16 protein-coding genes are annotated in these 23029 nt (G+C 52.8%); 7 read left to right on the top strand and 9 right to left on the bottom strand.

Annotated features, from left to right (window positions below; all coding sequences use genetic code 11):
* Positions 1-2 precede the first annotated feature (2 nt).
* Positions 3-3014: a TonB-dependent receptor gene (locus tag ABGI61_RS02530; RefSeq protein WP_347596369.1), complete on the top strand. Its 3012-nt coding sequence runs from the start codon at positions 3-5 to the stop codon at positions 3012-3014.
* 192 nt (positions 3015-3206) lie between these two features.
* On the opposite strand, the gene ABGI61_RS02525 is transcribed toward ABGI61_RS02530, so the two are convergent.
* Positions 3207-5741: a glycoside hydrolase family 3 protein gene (locus ABGI61_RS02525; protein WP_347596366.1), complete on the bottom strand. Its 2535-nt coding sequence runs from the start codon at positions 5739-5741 to the stop codon at positions 3207-3209.
* 11 nt (positions 5742-5752) lie between these two features.
* Positions 5753-6997: a sugar MFS transporter gene (locus tag ABGI61_RS02520; protein WP_347596363.1), complete on the bottom strand. Its 1245-nt coding sequence runs from the start codon at positions 6995-6997 to the stop codon at positions 5753-5755.
* Positions 6998-7153: 156 nt separating this feature from the next.
* Here ABGI61_RS02520 and ABGI61_RS02515 point away from each other — a divergent pair, with 156 nt between their 5' ends.
* Genes ABGI61_RS02515 through ABGI61_RS02505 form a run of 3 tightly spaced genes read left to right on the top strand, consistent with a single transcriptional unit; the run spans position 7154 to position 10902 of the window.
* Positions 7154-8488 carry a GH1 family beta-glucosidase gene (locus ABGI61_RS02515; protein ID WP_347596360.1) on the top strand — a complete coding sequence of 445 codons (1335 nt, stop codon included), beginning with the start codon at positions 7154-7156 and terminating at the stop codon, positions 8486-8488.
* Positions 8489-8500: 12 nt separating this feature from the next.
* Positions 8501-9856 carry a glycoside-pentoside-hexuronide (GPH):cation symporter gene (locus ABGI61_RS02510; protein WP_347596357.1) on the top strand — a complete coding sequence of 452 codons (1356 nt, stop codon included), beginning with the start codon at positions 8501-8503 and terminating at the stop codon, positions 9854-9856.
* Between the two features lie 41 nt (positions 9857-9897).
* A complete protein-coding gene (locus ABGI61_RS02505) occupies positions 9898-10902 on the top strand; it encodes a LacI family DNA-binding transcriptional regulator (protein WP_347596354.1) in 1005 nt (334 codons plus the stop codon).
* Between the two features lie 119 nt (positions 10903-11021).
* On the opposite strand, the gene ABGI61_RS02500 is transcribed toward ABGI61_RS02505, so the two are convergent.
* Entirely contained in the window at positions 11022-12224 is a 1203-nt protein-coding gene (locus ABGI61_RS02500; protein ID WP_347596351.1) for an MFS transporter, read from the bottom strand.
* 172 nt (positions 12225-12396) lie between these two features.
* Between ABGI61_RS02500 and ABGI61_RS02495 the strand changes: the two genes are divergently transcribed.
* Positions 12397-13842: a coniferyl aldehyde dehydrogenase gene (locus ABGI61_RS02495; protein ID WP_347596348.1), complete on the top strand. Its 1446-nt coding sequence runs from the start codon at positions 12397-12399 to the stop codon at positions 13840-13842.
* A gap of 2 nt (positions 13843-13844) precedes the next feature.
* Positions 13845-14486: a TetR/AcrR family transcriptional regulator gene (locus ABGI61_RS02490; protein ID WP_347596345.1), complete on the top strand. Its 642-nt coding sequence runs from the start codon at positions 13845-13847 to the stop codon at positions 14484-14486.
* A 7-nt stretch (positions 14487-14493) separates the two neighbouring features.
* Here the strand turns inward: ABGI61_RS02490 and ABGI61_RS02485 are convergent, their stop codons facing one another.
* Entirely contained in the window at positions 14494-16536 is a 2043-nt protein-coding gene (locus ABGI61_RS02485; protein WP_347596342.1) for a winged helix-turn-helix domain-containing protein, read from the bottom strand.
* Between the two features lie 108 nt (positions 16537-16644).
* Here ABGI61_RS02485 and ABGI61_RS02480 point away from each other — a divergent pair, with 108 nt between their 5' ends.
* A complete protein-coding gene (locus ABGI61_RS02480) occupies positions 16645-18459 on the top strand; it encodes an alpha/beta fold hydrolase (RefSeq protein WP_347596339.1) in 1815 nt (604 codons plus the stop codon).
* A 44-nt stretch (positions 18460-18503) separates the two neighbouring features.
* Here the strand turns inward: ABGI61_RS02480 and ABGI61_RS02475 are convergent, their stop codons facing one another.
* The 5 genes from ABGI61_RS02475 to ABGI61_RS02455 form a co-directional block, all read right to left on the bottom strand.
* Positions 18504-19013, bottom strand: a complete 510-nt coding sequence (locus tag ABGI61_RS02475) for a DUF3617 domain-containing protein (RefSeq protein ID WP_347596336.1) — start codon at positions 19011-19013, stop codon at positions 18504-18506.
* Between the two features lie 68 nt (positions 19014-19081).
* Positions 19082-20533 (bottom strand): dGTPase, encoded by a 1452-nt coding sequence (gene dgt / locus ABGI61_RS02470; protein WP_347596334.1) that lies wholly within the window; start codon positions 20531-20533, stop codon positions 19082-19084.
* A gap of 2 nt (positions 20534-20535) precedes the next feature.
* Positions 20536-21198, bottom strand: coding sequence for a hexitol phosphatase HxpB (hxpB, locus tag ABGI61_RS02465; RefSeq protein ID WP_347596331.1), 663 nt, complete (start codon positions 21196-21198; stop codon positions 20536-20538).
* 60 nt (positions 21199-21258) lie between these two features.
* A complete protein-coding gene (locus ABGI61_RS02460; protein ID WP_347596328.1) occupies positions 21259-21855 on the bottom strand; it encodes a response regulator in 597 nt (198 codons plus the stop codon).
* Entirely contained in the window at positions 21852-22928 is a 1077-nt protein-coding gene (locus ABGI61_RS02455; protein ID WP_347596325.1) for a sensor histidine kinase, read from the bottom strand. Before ABGI61_RS02455 ends, ABGI61_RS02460 begins: the two co-directional genes overlap by 4 nt.
* Positions 22929-23029: the final 101 nt, after the last annotated feature.

Below are 23029 nucleotides of genomic sequence, written 5' to 3'. Positions count from 1 at the left end.
ACATGCGTAAATCAAGCTTATTTAATAAAAATCGCGTCGCGCTTGCCGTGTCTGTGGTGTTAGGAGCCGGTTTGTTAATGCCTGTACAGGCACAGCAAACCGAAACCGAAAACAATGCCAAAGACGTTGAACTCGAAGTGATTCAGGTAAAAGGTATTCGCGGCTCGCTGGCACGTTCAATGGATATGAAACGCGATAGCTCGGGTGTGATGGATGCGATTTCAGCAGAAGAAATGGGTAAGTTCCCCGATACCAACCTGGCTGAATCGTTACAGCGTATTACCGGCGTGTCGGTAAGCCGGGCCAACGGTGAAGGCAGCCAGATCACCGTGCGTGGCTTTGGCCCAGAATTTAACCTGGTAACGCTTAATGGTCGTCAGATGGCCGGAACAGGGTTTTCCCGCTCGTTTAACTTTGAAAATTTATCTTCTGAGGGCGTCAGCGCGCTGGAGATCTACAAAACCGCCCGTGCCGATGTACCAACAGGTGGCCTGGGCGCCACGGTGAATATTGTTACGGCCAAACCGCTGCAAAGTCCGGGCGAGCGTTACTCCTTGATGGCAAAAGGGCTGCATGACAGCTCGAATAAAGCCGGTGATGATGTAACGCCCGAGTTAGCCGGTATTTACAGCAATACCTTTATGGATGACCGTTTTGGTGTTAGCGCTAACTTCTCCTTCCACCGCCGGGATTTCCAGCGTCAGTCGGCTAATGTCCGCTCCTGGCAGTTAAACCCGTCTTTATCGGTAGATGAGGCGGATATCGTCGATGGCAGGCCAGTAGATGCGAATGGCGACGTTATTCCCCGCTTCTTCAGACCCGATGAAAATGGTGATTTACAGCCTGTCACGGCAGCATTTTTTCCGCAGGAAATCAGTTTCGCTCGTGACGATATTCAGCGTGAGCGCACCAATGGTCAGGTCACCTTTCAGTTTGCCGCGACGGATAATGTGATCCTGACGCTGGATCACACCATTTCTAATGCAGTGACCGGTAATAACTCGCTGTCTTGGGGCGTCTGGAATGGCTCCTTTGGCGGTAACGCCAATGCCTATGAATTGGATGAAAATGGCACGGCCATTTATTACAACTCATCCGGCGACGATGGCTCTTTTACCGGCTTTAGGGAAACTGCCGAAGTCGACTCCAAAGCCACTGGCTTTAATCTGGCCTGGGCGTTTTCTGATACATTAAACTTTAACTTTGATGCGCATACGTCTAAAACCACCACAGACAATGGCAAAGATAAGGGCATCGGAGCGCAGGCGCGGGTTATCCTGGGCTCGGCAGCCCTAGCATCCAAGGAGTATTTTTTCCGCGACGGTGATATTCCCGGCTACAACATCCGCTGGCTAAACGGCAGCAATGAACTTAGCCCGAATGAAATAGGCTCGAACTTCAGTATTTTCACCCGCACGCCGGGTGAATCAGAAGTTGATCAAGTTCAGTTTGGCGGCGAGTGGCTGCCTGAACTGGGTTATGGGCTGGCGGCTGTGTCATTCGGCACAGCGTACACCAAGCAATCGCTCAGCGGCTCTGGCGGCTCTAACAACGCCAATGCACCGGGCTTTAATAACGGCACCTTTGCTGAAATTTTCCCGGATAACATGTTTACCCGGGTTGACCTGAGTGACTTTTTGGATGAGTTCTCCTTTGGTGCAGGCGGTGTATCGCCTGGTTATGCCTATACCTTTAATATCGATGAAGCCATTACCCGGCAGTTGGCGGCGCTTACCGCAGATGTATTGGGCGCTGATGCCTATGAGATAGGCACTTTCGGCCCGGACATGTTCCCGGTCAATCGCATTGAGGAAGAAACCGTCAGTCTGTATGTGTCAACCGAGTGGGAATTTGAAGTTAAAGGCTACTATGTCGATGTAAACCTGGGTTTGCGTTATGAAGAGACTGACATTGTCAGTCCGGCGAAAAGCCGCGTGCCTGAGTATGTCTATTGGGCCGGTGGTTCAGAGTGGCTGACACAGTTTGCTAGCGGTGGCGAACTTGTAGAGGTTGAGTTCACCGGTAACTATGACTTGCTGCTGCCAATGTTTGACCTGAAAGTCGATATTACCGATGATCTGGTCGGCCGTTTTTCAGCAGGCAAGAGCATTACCCGGCCTACCCTGGGGCAGATGCTGGGTAACCTGAGCCTGACGCCTTCACCTAAGATAGGCGCCAGAAGTGGTAGCCGCGGTAACCCTAATCTGAAGCCATTTGAGTCTACCAATCTGGACCTTTCTTTAGAATATTACTACGCCGATGCCAGCTACGCCGCTATTGGCGTGTTCTGGAAAGACGTTGACGACTGGATTGATAACTCACAAGTCACCACCACCTTCGAGGGCTTGCACGACGTGTATCTGGGCCAGCGTTGGAACGCTGCAGTTGCCGCTATCGAAGCACGTGGCGAGCAGGCTACCGACGGTGCCATTTACAATGAAATTGTGGCCAATGGCGTGGGCTTAGGTGAAAACAACCGGGTGTTACCGGACCCTAATACCGACCCCTTGATTCAGTGGACTATTAACTCGCCTGAAAACGTAGGCTCCAGAAGAGTAAACGGCCTGGAGTTTGCGGTGCAGCATGTGTTTGGTGACAGCGGTTTTGGTACCGGCATCAACGGCACCCTGGTCGACGGTGATGTCGAGTACGATAATTTCGTGCTGGCGGCACAGGCCATTCTGCCTGGCTTAAGCAACTCGGCCAACTGGCAGGTGTTTTATGAAAAACACGGCTGGTCAGTCAAGTTAACCGCGGCATGGCGTGACGAGTATCTGGCCGGCCAGGGCCAGCCAGACACCACCGACGCGCCACCAAACTATGTGGAAGAATACTTACAGTGGGATTTAAGCGTTAACTACGCGGTAAACGACAACCTGACGGTATTTTTCGAAGGCATCAACCTGACCAACGAAACCGAACGCAGCTTTGGCCGGTTCGAACGGCAGTTCTTAAGTGCTGCGCAATACGGCCCGCGCTACGCCATAGGTGTCAGATACACCATGGGCAATTAACCCAGCCCGGCCCGTTCAACCGGGCAGGCAGGCTAGGCATCAAAGCCTCACTCTTAGCAGTGAGGCTTTTTTTATGGCTTGGGTTTAGCTAAAGGCTGCTGCAGTGTCCGGTATAAGACACTTTGGTCAAGGCCGGATAAAAAACTGCCGGCTTTCGCCGGCAGAACACACACACGAGAGAAATTAAGGTTGTTATTCGGCAGCGCAGCGCAGGTCTGCACTATGCGCTTTGCCGGGTAGCAAGCGGACATCAGTAAAACTTAGCTCAGCCGCGCCGCTGGTTTGCAGCGACAGCGGGGTAAAGATTTGGCTAAAGTCGGCTCCCTGTTTGGCAAAACAGGCTAAGTCAATGCTCAGGCTATGCCAGCTCGCCTCTGGCAGGGAGCGCAGAGTTGGCGTAATGTCCACGCTGGCATCGCAGCTGTGTGCACAGTTCATACCCAGTAGCACTTGCTCTGGCAGGTTGCCACGGTACTGCAGCTCTACCACTAAGGCGCTGCCGGCCTCGGCATAAGCGCGTAAATCGGCCGGGAAGGCGCTGGTTAAGCTTACTTTAGCCGCACCGCTGAAGCTTAGGCGGCGGGCATCTTCCTGCACTTTGTTATCAAAGGTGCGTACAGCGATATTACCCAGCTGCGTCACGCTGCTGTCCATGGTTTTACTGTCATCACCACTGTGCAATACCAGCTGATACGGTGGTTTCACTGCCCGCTCAAACAGCACTAAATCGTCCAGGCTGTTATCGACGGCTACCTGCTCGTTCAGGCTGTTGCTTAAGCTGCTGTGCTCACCATAGCGCAGGCCAAAGCCATACGGCAGCAATGGCTGGTACTCTGCATCACCAACGTTAGCATGCTGCTGTGGTGTGGCCGGCCAGCTAAAGGATAACTTACCGTGGAAGTCGACATTGACACTGCCATCGGCGTTAGCCATGACGACATCGGCCACGCCAACCCCTTCACTGCCAGGCAGCCAGACGGCAACAAAAGCGTCTGAGGCATTCAGCTCGGGGTTAACCCACAGCGGTCGGCCGCTGATAAACAACGATACCACTTTAATGCCGTCGGCTTTAAGTTTACGCAGCAGGGCTAAATCCGTTTTGTTACCGCGCTGGTACTCGAGGTTGTCTAAATCGCCATTGCCTTCGGCGTAAGGCTGCTCGCCAAATACCACGACGGCCACATCAGGCTTTTGCTGGTAGCTTCCATCCTGGCTTAGCTCAATGTTACCGCCGGCTGCATCAACCGCCTGTTTAATGCCAGCATAGATTGAGCTGCCACCGGGGAAGTCGCTGTTACTGTTGCCGGTGCCTTGCCAGCTAATGGTCCAGCCGCCTGATTGCATGCCGATATTATCGGCACCCTCACCGGTGACCAAAATACGCTGCGTCGGGTTAAGCGGCAGCAGGCTGTCGTTGTTTTTCAGCAGTACCAAGGATTGCTGAACGGCTTTGCGCGCCACAGCACGGTGTTCGGCTGAGCCAATCAGCTCGGTTTTGCCAGACAGTGGCCGCAGTGCCGGGCTGGGTTTATCAAATAAGCCCGCGCGCAGTTTTACCCGCAAAATACGCCGCACCGCATCGTCGATGCGGCTTAGCGGAATGATACCGCTCTCCACTTGCTGAATTAAGTTGTAATACAGTGGTTTCCAGGCCGGGGTGGGCACCATGTACACGTCTAAACCGGCCAGCGCCGCCTGAGCACAGTTGTCGTTAGTACAACCCGGAATTTGGCCATGGCCGTTCCAGTCGCCTACCACAAAGCCATCAAAACCCATGCGGTCTTTTAATACGTCGGTGAGCAGGTACTTATCGCCATGAATTTTGCTGCCATGCCAGCTGTTAAAGGATGCCATAACGGTTTGCGCGCCAGCCTGTAGGCCGCCAACATAGCCCTGGGCATGAATGCGGAATAAATCCTGCTCGCTGGCGGTATTATCGCCCTGATCGTCACCGCCGACAGTGCCACCATCGCCAACAAAGTGCTTAACGGTGCTGATGACCCGTTCGCTGCCTAAAAAGTCGGCATCAGCCGCACCTTGCAAGCCGGTCACAATTGCCGCCGCGTAGTCATGCACTATGGCTGGATCTTCTGAGTAGCCCTCGTAAGTACGGCCCCAGCGATCGTCACGCACCACGGCAACGGTCGGAGCAAACACCCAGTCAATGCCGGTTACCATTACTTCTCGCGCGGTAACCCGGGCAATTTGTTCAATTAAGGCCGGGTTATTGGCCGCGCCCAGGCCGATATTGTGCGGGAACAAGGTCGCGCCGATGACATTATTATGGCCATGCACCGCATCGGTGCCCCACATCGTTGGTATAGCGCTGCCATCCAGGCTATCGTCAATTGAGGCCTGGTACATCGCCTCGGCCAGTGCTATCCAATCGGCTGGGGTGGCGTGTTTGTTATCATTTGGAAAGGCGCCGCCGCCATTTAAAAACGAGCCAAAACCGTATTTGCGCATATCCTCAACGCTAATATCACGGATTTCCGGCTGGATCATCTGCGCCACTTTTTGCGCCAGTGTCATGCCGGCCAGCATCTCACTGATACGCTGCTCCATCGCCGCGTCCTGCGCTACCGGTAAGTTTAGCCTGGGCCAGATTTTGTCGGCGCGCTTAGTGTCGCTGTCTGCCGTGCTATCAGGCGCTTGCGGCTGGCTGCAGGCGGCAAGGGCTAGGGCGCAGCTAAGGGCAAGTAAGGCTGGTTTAAACTGAACGGTCATTCTACTCTCCTTCAGGCGGTGGTTTTCGGTTTACTGCCCACAGCGCCATACCAGGCAATATAGACATAACATAGCAGCGGAATAATAAAGGCCAGCTGCACACTGAAACTGTCGGCCAGTGCCGCCTGCGCCAGCGGTAGCACGGCACCACCAACAATCGCCAGGCATAAAATACCTGAACCCTGACTGGTGTGCTGTTTTAAACCGGCAATCGCCAGGCTGAAAATGGTCGGGAACATAATAGAGTTGCACAGGCCGACCAGCAGTACGGCGAACATCGCCAACTTGCCACCCGTGGTAATCGTCACCGCCAGCAGCAGCACGGCACAGATGGCGTTAAAGGCCAGCACTTTGCCTGGCGCCAGATATTGCATCACCACAGCGCCAATAAAGCGGCCTAACATGGCGCCACCGAAGTACCAGGCAATATAATGCGAAGCGGTTTTGGCCTCTAAGGCACCAATGTCCGGCTGGGTAATAAAGCTGACTAAAAAGCTGCCAATACCCACTTCAGCGCCAACATAGACGAAAATACCCAGGGCGCCCAGCACCAGATGGCGGTACTGCCAGGCGGCGCCGGTAATGTTTACGCCAGCGTCTTTCTTACCGAGTTTTGGCAAGCGCAAGAAGGCGAATACCAATGCCATCACAATCAGCGCTGCCGCCAAAATTAAATAGGGTAACTGTACCGTCGATTCGGTCACTTCACCTGGTGTGGGTGCATCCATACCGCCAAAGATTAACCAGGCACCGAAAAATGGCGCCACTGTGGTACCCAGCGAGTTAAAAGCTTGTGTCATGGTAAGCCGGCTGGAGGCCGTTTCGGGTTTGCCCAGCACACTGACGTAAGGGTTGGCGGCAACCTGCAAAATGGTTATGCCACTGGCCAGTATAAACAGTGCCAGTAAAAACAGCGGGTAATAATGCGCGGCGGCGGCCGGGTAAAACAGTAAACAGCCGGCGCCGGCGATCAGCAGGCCGGTGACAATGCCTGACTGATATCCGATGCGGCTAACTAAGATGCCCGCGGGTACCGACACGACAAAATAGGCACTGAAAAAACAAAACTGAATCAGCAGGGCCTGAGTGTAGCTAAGGTCGAACAAACCTTTTAAATAGGGCACCAGGATGTCGTTTAAGCAGGTGATAAAACCCCAGATAAAAAATAATGAAGTCAGTGAGGTAAGCGCAAAGCGGTAATTGCTTTGGCCTGTTGACGCTGCTACGGCGTCATTGTTAACTGGTGATGCTGCCATCCTGCCCCCCCGGCGATCTGTGTTTTTAATTGACGGCATAGAATCGGCCGTCTAGTATAATGTAAGCGCTTTCATTTATAGCATATATCACGCTGTTGGCAATATTTTTATTGCCTGTGCCCGGCACCGCAGCCCAGATGGAACCTAGCAAAACAGATGAAGATTACTTTAAATGCCAACTCACCCTTGCTACAGCCTGACTTTGTATTTGGCGTAGCCACTGCAGCCTTTCAGATTGAAGGGGCGGCCGAGCGCCGTGAGCCCTGTATCTGGGATACCTTTTGCGCCACGCCGGGCCGTATTAAAGACGGCTCTGACGGCTTGGTGGCTTGCGACCATGTAAACCGCTGGCAGGATGACGTAGAGCTGATTGCTGCGCTGGGCGTCGATGCGTATCGGCTATCGCTATCATGGGGCCGTATTATCCGCCGCGATGGCAGCATTAACAGCGAGGGGCTGAATTTTTATCTGCAGCTACTCGAAGTACTAAAGGCGCGTAATATCAAAGCCTTTGTTACGCTGTACCATTGGGACTTGCCACAGTATCTGCAGGATAACGGCGGCTGGTTAAACCGCGACACCGCCTATAAGTTTGCTGACTACGCCAAAGTGGTGGCGCAGGCGTTTGGCGACAGGGTGTACTCCTACGCCACGTTAAACGAGCCGTTTTGCAGCGCCTATTTAAGTTACGAGGCCGGTATTCATGCGCCGGGCGTGCAAAACCGCCAGCAAGGCCGGCAGGTAGCGCATCATTTATTACTGGCGCATGGTCTGGCCATGCAGGTGTTGCGGCAATATGCGCCGCATGCGGTGAATGGCATAGTGTTAAACTTCAGCCCCTGCCACCCGGCGACAGACAGTGCAGCCGATCGTCGTGCTGCCGACATGGCCGATCAGTACCACAACCACTGGTATATTCAGCCATTATTAGAGGGCTGTTACCCGCCGCTGCTGGACGAGCTAGCGCCCGGGGATAAGCCAGTGATACAAGACGGCGATATGGCGATTATTGCCCAGCCACTGGATTTTCTCGGCATAAATTACTACACCCGCACCGTGTACCGCGCCAACAGCAAGGGCTGGTTTAGCGATGTGCCACCTACCACACCACCATTGACCGAAATGGGCTGGGAAATATACCCGCAGGGTTTAACCGAAATTCTGCTGGCGATGCACCAGCGTTACCCACTGCCGCCGGTTTATATTACTGAAAATGGTGCGGCAATGGCGGATAGCCTGCACGATGGTCAGGTGGCCGACCACAGCCGGGTAGCTTACTTTCATCAGCATTTACAGGCTACTGAAGATGCGATTAACGCCGGCATGCGTATCGACGGCTATTTTGCCTGGAGCCTGATGGATAACTTTGAATGGGCTGAGGGCTACGCCAAACGCTTTGGTATTGTCTATGTTGACTATCAAAGCCAACAGCGTACGCTAAAACACAGTGCCATAGCGCTGCGCGACCTGTTCGCCGGCCGTAAAAAATAACAGGCGAAGCTTATGCTGACCAAACGCGAAAAAGTGGCCTATGGCCTGGGCGATACCGCCAGCAATATCGTGTTTCAGACGGTAATGTTGTTTTTAACCTTCTTTTACACCGATATTTTTGGCATTTCGCCGGCTGTAGTCGGCACCATGTTTTTGCTGGTGCGGATTATCGATGCGGTAACAGATCCGCTGATGGGCGCGCTGGCCGACAAAACCACCAGCCGGCATGGCAAGTACCGGCCCTATTTACTCTGGCTGGCGCTGCCGTTTGCACTGTGCAGTGTACTGGCATTTACCACGCCCGATTTATCCGCTAATGGCAAAGTGATTTATGCCTTTGCCACCTACACCTTGCTGATGCTGGCCTATACCGCCATTAATATTCCCTATTCTGCCCTGGGTGGCGTGTTAACGGCCGAGCCTAATGAGCGCGTGTCAGTGCAGTCGTATCGTTTTGTGTTTGGTATGCTCGGTGGCCTGCTGGTCACTGCCTGCACCCTGCCGCTGGTAAATTTTTTCGGTAATGGCGATAACGCCAAAGGTTATCAGCTGACTATTGCGGCTATGAGCGTGCTGGGGCTGCTGCTGTTTTTACTCTGTTTTGCCGGCACCAAAGAGCGGGTTAAGCCGCCGGCCGATCAACAGTTAACACTGGGCAGTAGCTTTGCCGCGCTGTGGCAAAATGATCAGTGGCGCATTTTATGTGTGGCGGCGTTTTTTCTGCTTACCGGCATGGTACTGAAAAACACCCTGGCCATTTACTATGTTAAGTACTACCTGCTACGCGAAGATCTCATCACCACCTTTATGACGCTGGGCATGCTGGGCAATATTGCCGGCTGCGCAGTGGCGCAGTGGCTTAGCCGTTATGTCGATAAAGTAAAAGCTTACATTGGCCTGCAACTGATCTCGGCGGCAATTTGTGTTGGCAGTTTTTTTATCTCGCCGCAGCAACTGTGGCTAGCCGTTACGCTGTATGTCGGCTGGTGTTTTTTCCTGCAAATGGCCACCCCCCTGCTGTGGGCGAAAATGGCCGATACCGTTGACTATGGTCATTACAAAACCGGCATCAGAATTACCGGTCTGGTGTATTCGTCTATCGTGTTTTTTATCAAACTGGGGCTGGCGCTGGGCGGTGCCTTGGCCGGCTGGCTGTTGGCGTTTTATGGTTATCAGGCCGACAGCACGCAAACGCCGGCCGCTGCGCAGGGCATACTGCTTAGCTTTACGCTGTTTCCGGCGCTGGGCTCAATTGCTGTAGCGTTAGTGATGAGTCGTTACCGCTTAACCGGGGCGCGGGTGCTGGCTATTCATCAGCAGTTGCAGTCTGGGCAGAGCGCGGCTGTGCATGCTAAAGTACCGGGCTAACACTAGAGCAAACAACAGCAAACAACGGCTGCAGGCAGAGCATGGCAACCATTTATCAGGTATCAGAATTAGCGGGTGTGTCGCTGGCCACTGTGTCGCGTGTGATGAACAACAATGCCCGGGTTAGTGAAAAAACCCGTAGCAAGGTGTTAGCGGCGATGGCGCAGCTGGGTTATCGGCCCAACACTATTGCCCAGTCGCTGGCATCTAACCGTTCTAACAGCGTCGGCATCCTGGTATCTGAATTACATGGTCCTTTTTATGGCGATATGCTGGCCGGTATTGAAAACGAATGCCGCGCTGCTGGTAAGCACGTTATTATCGCCGCCGGCCACAGTGAAGAGGCCAGTGAAATAGACGGCATCGAGTTTCTGATCAGCCGCAGCTGTGATGCGCTTATTCTGCACGTTGAAGCCGTGTCAGATGACTATTTAATCAAGCTGGCGGCGGGCAATATCCCTGTGGTACTGATCAACCGTTATATCTCGCAACTGGCTGACAACTGTATTTGTCTGAACAATGAATTAGGTGGTTATCTGGCCACTAAGCAATTGCTGCAACAAGGCCACCGGCAACTCGCCTATATTGCCGGCCCAATGTGGAAAAGTGATGCGAAAGACCGCTACGCCGGCCACTTAAGAGCCATGGCCGAATACGGCGTAACCTTTAACCCGGCATTATTTGCCGAAGGTGACTTTCAGGACAGCAGCGGCAGCGCCTGTATGCAGCAGCTGCTGGATAAAAAGCTGCCGTTTACTGCCTTAGTCTGCGCGAACGATGAAATGGCTGCCGGCGCGATGGACGTGGCGCGTCAGCATGGTTTACAAGTGCCGGAGCAACTTTCGATAGTCGGTTTTGATAACCTGATTTTAGCCCGCTATATCCACCCGAAACTGACCACCATCGACTACCCAATCGGCGAGATGGGCCGCATGGCGGCGCGCTGGGTGCTAAAGCATATTTATCAGCAACAGGCGCTGGCGCTTAAGCACGTGTTTGAGCCGGTGCTGGTATGCCGCGAGTCGGCCTGTGCGCTAAGTGGCTAGCTTTTAACACCAGGCCATCCCCGGCTGCAGCAGCTGTATGCCGCCGGCCTGCCAGCCCCACCAGGCTGCCGCCAGCAGCAGTGCCAGTAACAACCATAGCACTTTTAATCCGTGTTTTTTCATGCGTTTACCAGCTTTACTGTGGCAGCCTGCTCTTTCACCGGCAGGTTTAGCACTGCGGCTACAATGCTTAGCGCGATGGCGATATACCACACTAAGTCATAGTTGCCGGTCTGGTCATAAATATAGCCGCCAAACCAGCCGCCGAGAAAAGCACCCAGTTGATGAAATAAAAATACGATGCCGCCCAGCATCGATAAATAGCGCACGCCAAAAATACTGGCCACTGTGCCGTTGGTCAGCGGTACTGTCGATAACCACAACAAGCCCATCGCCATGCCAAACAGGTAGGCGCTCCAGTTGGTCAGCGGTGCCAGTAAAAAGGCGATAATGACCACGGCGCGTAAGCCATACAGGGCGCTTAACAGCAAAGGTTTAGACCAGCGCCCGCCCAGCCAGCCGGCGCTGTAAGTGCCAAAGATATTAAACAAACCAATCAGTGCCAGCACCGTAGTGCCCACCGCCGGTGCCAGCTGATGATCCAGCAGGTAAGACGGCAAATGAATGCCGATAAACACTACTTGAAAACCACAAACAAAAAAGCCCAGCGATAACAACCAAAAGCCTTTATGCGCCGCCGCCTGACGCAGCGCCTGCTCGATACTTTGCTGTGGCCCGCTTGGTGTATCACTAACCGGTGTACGCAGCATAAAAGCCAGTGGCGCTATTAACAGTGCCAGCAGCGCCAGTGCGGTTAAGGCGGCAGCCCAGCCCAGTTGGGTAATCAGCAGCAAACTGGCTGGCAGCATAATAAACTGGCCAAAAGAGCCGGCAGCACTGGCAATGCCCATCGCCATGCTGCGTTTTTCCGCCGGCACGGCGCGGCCGATGGCGCCAAGAATAATGGTAAAAGAGGTGCCCGACAGTGCCAGGCCAATTAATACGCCGGCACTGAGTGCCAGGGTAACGCCGCTGCTGGCCAGCGCCATGGTGGCCAGCCCCACGGCATAAAATAAACCGCCAGCCAGTACCACTTTTTTCGCACCGATGCGGTCGGCCAACGCGCCGGTTAACGGCTGGGTCAGGCCCCAAATCAGGTTTTGCAGCGCTATGGCCAGGGCGAAGGTTTCGCGGCCCCAGCCAAATTCATCGCTCATCGGTGTTAAAAACAAGCCAAAGCCATGACGGATGCCCAGCGCTATGGTGAGCACCACAGAGCCACCTAACATAATGTAAAACGCCGACTGCGCTTTTGCTGACATGGCCAGGCTCCGCGAAAATAAAGGTTTGTTACGCTAACAGGCCGTCAGCTTAGCAGTTTCATGCCGGCAGTGTTATTGGCTTAACGTCGTAACCCTTAGCCTGATTGACAAAATGACCGTTGGTCACTAATCTGTCAGGTGTAAATGACCGTTAGTCATTGTTGAGGAAGCTATGAACCAGCCTGTTACCGATAGCAATAACCACCCGGCTTTTGCCCGCTTTGCCGACTGTCTGGCGCAGCAGCGCGCGGCGTATCACGCCAACCCGGTGCCGACGTTGGCACAGCGACTGGCCGATTTAGACGCGCTAAAAGCACTGATCCGCGATAACGAGCCGGCGCTGGTAGAGGCAGTGAATGCTGACTATGGCAGCCGTTGCCGCTTTGAAACACGTTTTTCCGAAATTTTAATGGTGCTGGAAGACATCAGCCGCACGAAAAAGCAGCTGAAAAAATGGCTGAAGCCGCAAAAACGCCATATCGACCGCTTGTTGTTTCCCACTTCTAGCTGCACCGTTATTCCTCAGCCGCTGGGTGTGGTGGGTGTCATTGTGCCGTGGAACTTCCCGATTATGCTGTCACTGGCACCGGTGGTGTCTATTTTTGCTGCCGGCAACCGGGCTATGGTGAAAATGTCAGAAAACTCAGCACAGTTAGCTAAGCTGTTGATTGAGCTTGTGCCTAAGTATTTTCCAGCCGATAAACTGCAGTTCTTCGCTGATGATAATGGCAGTGGCCCGGCATTTTCGAGCCAGCCATTTGATCATTTATTTTTTACCGGCTCGGCGCAAACCGGTCGAGCCGTCATGGCTAGTGCAGCAAGAAACCTCACCCCGGTTACGCTAGAGCTGGGCGGTAAATCACCGGCAGTGGTGGCGCCAGACTTTGCGCTGGACAAAGCGGCAGATCGTATTCTCTGGGCTAAAGCCTTTAACGCCGGCCAAATTTGTACCAATGTCGACTACCTGTTTTTACCATCCGGCACTGAGCAGGCTTTTACCGAGCTGGCGCTAAAACTGGTGGCAGAGCGTTATCCTGACATCAATAGCAACGATTACACCGCCATTATTGATGAGCGCGCTTATCAGCGTTTGCAGGCCACATTGGACGACGCCATTGCTAAAGGGGCTACCGCGGTTAACCTGATGCCGGACCAGACCACCGTGCCAGGCTCACGCAAGTTCCCGCTGACCCTGCTGTTTAATGTCACTGATGAGATGCAGGTGATGCAACGGGAGATTTTTGGCCCGCTGTTGCCGGTGAAAACCTATAGCGATGCCAGCGAAGTGATCGCTTACATAAACAGCAAACCCAGGCCGCTGGCGTTTTACCCTTTTACGTACGATAAAGCCCTGCAACAGCGCTATTTAGCCGAAGTGATGTCCGGCGGCGTTACTATTAATCATGCCATTTTACATGTTGGCCAGCATGATTTACCTTTTGGCGGCATCGGCGACAGTGGCATGGGTCATTATCACGGCTATGAGGGCTTTATTACCTTTAGTAAACTTAGGCCGGTGTTTAAGCAGGGAGCTTACAACAGTGTCAGTATGCTGTTGCCACCCTATGGCAAGCTGGCCGAGAAAATGACCGACTGGCTGATTAAGCTAAAAGGCTAAGCATGAAACATAATGCCATTAGCCCTGAGGCCAAAGCGCAGCGGCGCGCCGATTTTTTACGCTCCGCCAGGTCGCTATTTTTGCAGCAGCAACGATTGCCAGCGGTAGCGGATATTGCCGCCGACACTGGCTTAGCCAAGGGTACGGTGTACCGCTACTTTCAAAGCAAAGAGCAGATCTTTCTCGCGCTGTTAAGTGACGACTTTGCTAGCCTGTTTAATCAGCTTGAAGCGGTAATCACTTTGCTGCCCCAGCCTTTAGCCAAAGCCGCCGAGCCCTTTGCCAAACAGTATCTGCAGCTGCTTCAGCAATCAGACGGCCTGCTGCCACTGCTGGCGCTACTGAATGCCGTACTGGAGCAAAACCTGCCACAGCCGCAGTTGCTGGCGTTTAAGCAGCAGCTGGCGCAGGCGCTGGACAGCTTGGGTGTGAAGCTGGCAGCACGTTTTACTGAGCTTACGCCAGCCCGTGCCAGCCAACTGTTACTGCACAGCTATGCTTTAACGCTGGGCTTGTACCAAAGCACGCACTTGCCTGCCAGCGTGCAGCAGCTATTGCAACAACAAGGCTTAAAACAGCTACAACGCGATTTTGTCAGTGAATTACAACAGGCGCTGATGGCGCTGTGGCGTGGAGCCGTCTGAGCTGGCATTACTCAGTTTGTAATTTTAACTGGTAGATATCTCCCTGCAGGCCGCCGTGGCTGACATAAACTGTGCTGCCGCGGCGAACATTAAAATGGCGGATAAAGTTCTGCGGCTCAGCCAGATGCAGGTGAGTGGTCCGGCTGGTTAAATCCAGCCGGTAAATGCCCTCAGCCGGTTGATAGAAATACAACTGGTCTTGCTCAATCTGCCAGTTTAACCAGTTAATTTTATCAAACTGCGCTAGCAGTAGCTGTTCTTCGCCGCCAGCCAGATCTTTGCGCCACAGACCATCCTGATGATACTTGCTAAAATACAACGCGCCCTGCCAAATGCGGCCGCTGTAGCCACCCTGCTCAGTCAGTTGCTGTAGTGCCTGAGTTTGACTGTCATACATCCACAGTTGCCAGTCGCCGCTGCGCCGGCTGCTAAATAGCACTTGATGCGGTTGCGGTCCGAAGTTGATTACTCCTACCTGCTGGTCAACTGCCAGCAGAGTGCCCAACTTACCGCTAGACACGTCAACAATATAGGCTGCGTCATCTTTACTGAACAGTAAGTGACTGTCGTCAGCCGACCATTCCAGCCTGACAAAGCCGGGTTTGCCGGGTAACTCTGCCAGTAGAGCTTCAGTAGCGGTTTCATCCTGTAACCATAACTGCTGTGTACCGCTGCGGTTACTCAAAAATGCCAGCTTATCAGCTTGATGTGCCAAGCGCGGCATAATGTCCTGCCGCGAGCTGTTTATCCGCACCGCTGCCTCACCATGCTCTGGCTGTTGCCAAATGTCGCTGTTTAGCTCTGCAGTGCTAAAAAACAGTTGTTGACCCATGACCACCATTGAGCGCACCGGCGCCGCTGCCTGATACAAAGGTTCAAGCTGTGCGTTGGCAAACGAATAGTGATAAAGCTGCTGTTCTGCTGCCAATAACAGCGTCTGGTCGTTATACCAGGTTAGCGTGGTAAAATGCCGTGGTAACACCTTGCTGCTAATAACCCGGCCGCTATCATGTTCTAAAACCAGTAACTGGGTATTATCTAACGACAGATAGCGCAATACGGCCAACTGTGTTGAAGAGGCTGACAGTGCAATGTCCCCTAAACCAGAGTAGTTGGGTGGGGGCAGCGTAAACTGACGAACTGCCGCACTCGCCAGACTCAACTGGTAAATTTTGTAGGGCGCTGTTTTATCTATCCGCTGTCGAAAATACAACGCCTGACCATCCTGCTGCCAGCTAAGCAGTGGCAGGCTATCGTCAGGACATTGGTGCAGTAGCCTGGGAGGAATAACCGCATCTGCGCTTATAGGCAACGGTTGCAGTAAAATCTGACAGCCACTGTCGCTCAGCCGGACAAAAGCAAATTGGCTGCCATCCGGGCTGATAGCGGCATTACGGCTATCCAACTGCGTCGGGGTTAGCAGCAGGTGGTTATCATCTGTCAGCGTGTTGAGCCAGATCTGTGAGCGGCCATCGTCAGTCTGGCGTTGATACAATAAGCGTCCACTAGCTGAACTGATACTAAGCTGACTTTCGATACCATTAAAGCTGGTATGCGGCACTATATTGGATGTGCTAAGACGCGGTGGTTGCGAAGGTGTTGTTAGCCACAATAACACAGCTGCCAATGCTGAAGTTAAAAACAGCAGAGCATGATATCGGCGGCTGGACGGCTTAGTTGGTGCTGGCTTGGTAGCCGCTGGCTCGTTTGGCGCAGCTAATGCAGACACGGGTAGCAACAAGCGATACCCCAGCTTGGGCAGCGTTTCAATGTGCTCCGACTCTGGGTCTAGACGAGCCAGGGCTTTACGCAATACTGACACGGCACGATTTATTGCGCTATCACTCACTATCCGCCCTTGCCATACTGCGGCGACTAGCTGATCCCGGCTCAACACCTGACCCGGACGCTGCAACAGGCATAACAAAAGCTGATGTTGGCGCGGTTCCAGGTAAAGCTGTTGTAGAGCTGAGCACAGTCGGCGCTCGTTGGCGTGGTACTGCAAATTTCCCAGTAGCCAGTGCTCTGTCGGAGGTGTACTTGGTGTCATAAGGGGTCCGGTAAGCTTTTCATCACAAAATCATCATGCTTAGCACCACGGCAAGTGCCCGCTTTCTCACTAGGCTTGGGCCTTAGGTTATTTTTACAGGACTCAGTGATGAAAATACAACAAATACTGTTAGCAATCTTGATATGGGTGATATTGCAGCATTTAACCGGTTGCCTCTCTCCCGGAGGGGCTAACAATATTAGCAGCAGTGCTCCGGACGCTAATTTAACTTACCTTGATAAGCGCAGTTATTTGCTTACGCTGCCCGAAAATTTCCAGCCAGCAAAAGCCTATAAATTGCTACTGGTTTTTCATGGTTCTGGTGGTAATGCCAATGTGATGCACGACACGGCTCAATTTGATGCTTACAGTCAGGACTACATTGTCGTTTATCCAAATTCAAAAGAAGTAGAGTGGAATGAAGGTTGTAGTTGCAACATTGCGCACCGGAAAAATGTTGATGATCTGGGCTTTGTTGATGCTGTGATTGCTGATATTCGTTCGCGATATCAAATTATCGATGGGGAGATCTATGCGGCAGGATTTTCGCAAGGCGGGTTATTTACACAAAACCTTGCTTGTAATCGCAGTGCTGTATTTAAAGCGGTCGCTGTCGTTGCTGGCTCAATGTCTACCCAGCTTGCCGCTAGTTGTGCGCCTGAAAAAGCTGTCTCAGTCATGATGGTGCATGGCTCAAATGATGCTGTATTGCCTTATTTCGGTTCGGACCATGCAAATTTTGGTTTGATTAGTTCGCCGCGGGCTATTTCGTTGCATGCCACTAAGCATCAAAGCTTACCGTACAAGCTGGTTAAGCCATTCCCACAACTTAGTGCCGGGCTGACCAGCTACACTAATGGTGTGCAAAAGTTTAATTTATACAGTGTTGCTTATGGTGGTCACAGTTGGCGTTTCTCAAGTTTTGATACGTCAGAACATATTATTCGTTTCTTTGATACGCTGGCGCAGCCTGAACTACCCGAATTCTCAAAAGTGGTGAGTACCGCTAACGGCGATTTTCATGTTCGCGCAATGGGCAGCGAGCATTCGGGGCCTGCGGTCGTTTTACTAAGTGGTCCAAACTATAACTACCATAGTGACAGTGCCTGGTTTGCTGCATTGCAGCCACTGCTTGCGGCGCAATACAGAGTCTATAGTGTCGACCGGGCGGGTACTGGCTACAGTGGTAGTAGGGATCATGTATCGTATATACAGTTCGCAGAGGACTTGTCCACAGTGCTGCAACAGCTTGATGAAACTGAGCTGATACTGGTGTCGTTTTCCAGTGGAAGTATTAGTGCGCGGCAGTTTTACCAGGAATATCAACAGCAATTTGATATTAAAGCCATGCTGTATATTGACCCAGATACCCCTACGCCTCATTCACTCAGTATTTATCAAGGCTATCCGGCTGACTGGTATGCCGAAAATATACAGCAATTGTTGCCGCATATCGCAGCGGGTAATTGGACACAGCGTACCCACGAGAAACTTGAGCAGGAATACGCTGAGGCTAAACAGTTAGCAGCAAGGTTCCAAACGCCCGTGGACTGGAGCTACTACGAACAAGTCATGCAACGACGTTTGCTGATATCACAGCAGCAAACCCGCGCCAGGGAAATTGCAGGATATGCAGCAGATTTGTCACATTACGCTCAATTATCTATGGTGACGAGTATTCCCATAACTATTATCGATACTGATTTTGAGTCAGCACAGATTGCAGCGGCAGAAGATATTGCTGTTGCAGAGATGTTGCAGCTGTGGCAGCAGGAAGGCAGTGCCTGGAGTGCTGAACAGGCGTCAGTCTCCAATGGCCAATATATATCGCTTGGCGACAGCGACCATCTGGTGCCGCTTGAGCAACCATTGCAAATTAAGCAGGCGTTGGATTGGCTATTCAGTCAGTTACAGCTTGACTAACGCTGTTCGCCCGGACTGGTTGTGCTCCTGTGGTTAGCAAGCGGCTAACCACAATTGCCCAGCCATTTGCCCTGTTGCTGCATGGTCAGCTGTTGTGGCTGGCCTTTTACCTGAGTGTGCACCCGCATGGTGCCTTCATAGGCTTTGGGGCCTAGCAGGCGAAACTCACCTTCACCCTCGCTGGGTGGGTTGCCGCTGCATTGAAAACTGACCTTGTAGCTGCCGTTGTGTTCGCTGAGTTGCTGCTGGCAGCCGTCTTGTTGTGGCAGCTGGCCCTTGGCAATGTCGTCGGCGGTTAAGCACACTTCCATGCTGCCGCCGCTTAAATCCAGCTGCATGCCCTGGCTTTTCATCATTGCTTCCATCATTTGCCGTTGCTGCGCGGGCATCGCTGCCAGCTGTTTTTGCATTTCTGCCATGGCTCGCTCAATTTCGCCATCGGCGCTTTGCAGGGTAAAGCTGTGCTGCCATTTGCCCGGCATCATATCCAGTTTCGGGTTGGCATAAAGCGGCAAGCTCAGCAGCAAGCAGGAGCTAAGTAGCAGAAGTCGCATAGTGTGTCGTCCTTGTTAGTGCAAACTGACGATAACCTTAGTTGCAGTTGCCGGCTTTTGCCAGCCAACTAGCGACAACTTACCAGCGTCTGGTATTCGTCAAAGGCAAAATGGTCAGTCATGCCGCTGATAAAGTCCTGCAATAGCCGGCAGCGATAATACAGCTCCAAAGCGCTATCCTTTTGCTGCACTGGCTCAACCGCCAGCTGATAGGCTGCCAGGTGTTTGTTCGGTAGCCGGTGCGCCAGCCGCTGCGCCACGGCAAAGTGATACCCGGTGTTGTTTAGCACAGCAGTAAAGTCGGCACGCGATAACTGCAGTAACGGTAAATAGCTTCCGAGCAAACCGCTGATAATGCGAAAGCCCTGCAGCTCCAGCGTTTCGACCTCCGGTTGGTTAAATACAAATTGGCGTGCTACCTGTTTAAAGCTGCTGGTAATGGCATGATACTGGCTGCCATCTTCCAGTAGGGCCCGGTTTAACTGGCCGTGGTACACCGACTCGATATTGGCAATAAATTGCTCTGCGGCATGGCGCACCAGCGGGTGAATAAGTTTTACGCGCAGGCTGATAAAAAACGCCGAGGTTTTATTAATCGGCTCATCGGTGGCGCTTTGCATGGCACTATGCAGCAGTGCGGCAAAACTCTCGCTACCGCCGCTGTGGGTGGCAATCAACCGGCCCTGAGGCTCCTGCTGGCTAAAGGCGGTATTGAGTTCGGTTGCTAACTGCTCCAGGCTAAGCAGGCCTTTTTCGACCGCATCTTCGATATCGGCCAGGCAATACGAAATATCATCGGCCGCTTCCATAATGTAGGTTAGCGGATGGCGACAACCGGGCGTGGTATTAAGCTGTTGCCACAACTGCTGCACTATCTCCTGTTCGGAAAAATAGTATCCTGGCTTCTTCTGCAGGTAGCTAAGTGGCTGATCTGGCGCTAGTTTAGCATCGCCAGCCTGGCGGGTGTATTTTAAAATACAGGCCAGTTGCGAGTAGGTCAGGTTCATCCGCTGCAGGCTGTGCACCAGCCGGATGGCCTGGGCATTGCCTTCAAATTGCGTTAGCTCTGCGCTGAGCTGTTGCCAACGGCTGTCGTCTGTCAGGCTATGTTGTTTACTCAGTGCCGGCAGGGCAGCAGCAAACCACTGATTAATCGCCGTTTCACCACTATGACCAAAGGGCGGGTTACCAATGTCGTGCAGCAGGCAGGCCATTTCAACCAGGGTTTCTGTCGGCCGCTCCAGCCCGGTTAAGCCATAGCGGGCCTGCTGATCTGCCGATAACAAGCGAAACAGGCTTTGCACAATAAAACGGCCGCTTTGCTGCACTTCCAGCGAATGGGTTAAGCGGCTACGCACCGCTGCATTGCGCTCCAGCGGAAACACCTGGGTTTTTTGCTGTAAGCGGCGCACGGCCGCCGAGTGAATAATGCGGCCACGGTCACTCTCCAGCGCCAGTGATAACTCAGATGTGCGGCTTTGCAGCGGCCGGTCGGCTATAATTTTCAGGCGAAAATCCATGCTTAGTCCCTGCTGTTAATAAACTGCGGCAAATCAAACTCGCTGAAACAGCGGATTTTATGATCGGCTATGGCAAATTTACTATGCTGCCATTCGTGTGCGGCCGGTATCGCTACCACTGTCATACCTGCCGCTTTAGCCGCTGTCACGCCAGCGAACGAGTCTTCAAATACCAGGCAATCTTGTGGTGAAACGTCCAGTGTTTCGGCTGCTAGCAGGTAGATATCCGGTGCCGGTTTGCCTTGCTTTACCAGCTCCAGATGGCAGTGCGCGCTAAAATAATGACGGATCTGCAGTCGCTGCAAAGTGGTATCAAGCAGCTGCTTTGGCGAATTTGTGGCGACCGCCATTTTAAGCTGCTGTGAGGCAATGCTATCAAGTAAGGCCGGCAAGCCGGTTTTGGCCTCACCGCTGGCAGCGATGCCGCTGGCGACAAAGTCGATGATATGCTGATGCACCTGTTGCTGATCCGGGCCAGGCCAGGGCTGGTGCTGATACCAGTGCGCGATAACACTGGCAGTCGTCAGGCCGGTGCTTTGCAGTAGCGGCGGCCGGTTAAAATCAACCCCAAGGCCACCTAAAATAACCTGCTCGGCCTTTGTCCATAACGGCTCTGAGTCAATCAGCACGCCGTCCATATCAAAAATAACTGCCTGAAATGCCACGCTGTATATCCGCTTACTGTGCTTGTTTAGCAGCATAACATGGCATTATTTACTTTGCTGCTACAACCAGCCTTTTTGCCGGGCGATGCGCGCAGCGTCTATTCGGTTGGCAGCATTCAGTTTGCTGATGGCCTCAGATAAATAATTGCGCGCTGTGCCCTCGGCAATATACAGTGCACTGGCGATCTCACTGGTACTGTGGCCTTCGGCCGCCAAACACAGCGCCTGACGCTCTTTGTCGGATAGCGGGTCTTGCTCACCCAATGAATTTAACAACAGCTCGCTATCGATTACCCGCTTACCGACCATCACCTGGTTAATTGCGCTAACCAATTGATCGACTGGAGCATCTTTTAATAAAAAGCCACCGACGCCGGCATCTATGGCCCTTTTCACATAGCCAGCCCGGCCAAAGGTGGTGATGATAACCACCTTGGTAGCCATTTTCTGCTGTTGTATATATTGCGCCAGCTCAATGCCGGTTTTGCCCGGCATTTCTATATCGCTAAGCAGCAAGTCAAATGGCTGCTGCTTTAACTGTTGCAAGGCTGCCGTGCCGTCTGCGGCTTCAGTAACCTGAAAATCAGCTTCAAGGCGTAGCAAACTGGCCAGTGCGGTACGCACCATGGCCTGATCTTCCGCCAGTAAAATCTTCATTGTGCGCTCTCCTGCAATGGCAGCCGAATACAGGCTGTTAAGCCGTCCTGTTGTTGTAATGTCAGGGTAGCCCCTATCGCCGCTAACCTTTCGCGCAGCCCGATAATGCCGTTACCTTCTTTAATCTCTTCAGTTTGACCGTTGTCGCTCAGGCAAACGCTAAAGCTGGTGCCTTGTTGCATAAAATGCAGGCTGCAACTGTCACCTTTGCTGTGGCGAATCACATTGGTCACCAGTTCTGTTAGCGCCAGTATTAAGGCGGTTTCACGCCGGCTATCGAGTGTGGGCAGTTCGCCTTGCAATTCAGCCTGAAAACCCGCATCACGCAGCCGGCTTAGCAGCTTATGCACTTCGGCCGCCAGGCCCTGATGTTTATAGCCCGATACACTCTGGCGAACCTGACCTAACGCCTCACGGGCAATCTGGCTCAATTCACTCAGCTGCTGTTGTGCCGCTTCGGCTTGCTGGCGCGCCAGCAGCTTTTCTGCCAAATCGGCTTTCAAAATAATACTGGATAAGGTGTGGCCGAGAATATCGTGTAAATCCCGGCCAATACGCTCACGCTCGACCATCGTAGCCAGCTGCTTAATTTCATCTTCGCTTTTACGCTCAGCCAGCCGGTGCAACAGCTTAGCCTGTTCGGCCCGGCCCAATAAGCCGACCGCCAGTACAATAGGGATGCCTAGAGGTAAAAACAGCGACCAGTTAATCTGCAGCATCAGCTCCAGTGCTGCCAGTAGTGCCACTAACATAGCCGATAACAACAGATAACGGCGCAGAGGATACGCAAAGCCGATAAAAAAGCTGGCATAGGCAAACATGGAAATCGAGCCGGAATTTACCGGGGTTATTAACGCCGCCACCAGCACGATACCGGCAATAGGCCAGTGCATGTCGCTGCGCCGGCTACGATAAGCCCAAAAATAGCAGAACAAAAACAATAGCAACGCTGCTGCCATGCTCAGGTACTGCCATACGGCAAAACGCATACTCAGCAGCGGAATAAAATAGAAAATCAGGTTTATCAGATAAACCCAGCTCAGTTTGCTCTCCAGCTTGTCGTACGGTTGCATCCGTTTCTCCTGCTATTACCTGCCTGCCAGTGTAATCAGCTTGCCCCTTAGTACGCCAGTGACAAAGGTCATATTCCAGCATGACAGTTGTCATGCGCTAT

The organism is Rheinheimera fenheensis, from assembly GCF_039871805.1.
GTDB classification, from domain to species: Bacteria; Pseudomonadota; Gammaproteobacteria; order Enterobacterales; family Alteromonadaceae; genus Alishewanella; species Alishewanella fenheensis.
Note: the sequence above shows the minus strand (reverse complement) of the source record. Positions and strands in the feature narration are given on the sequence as shown.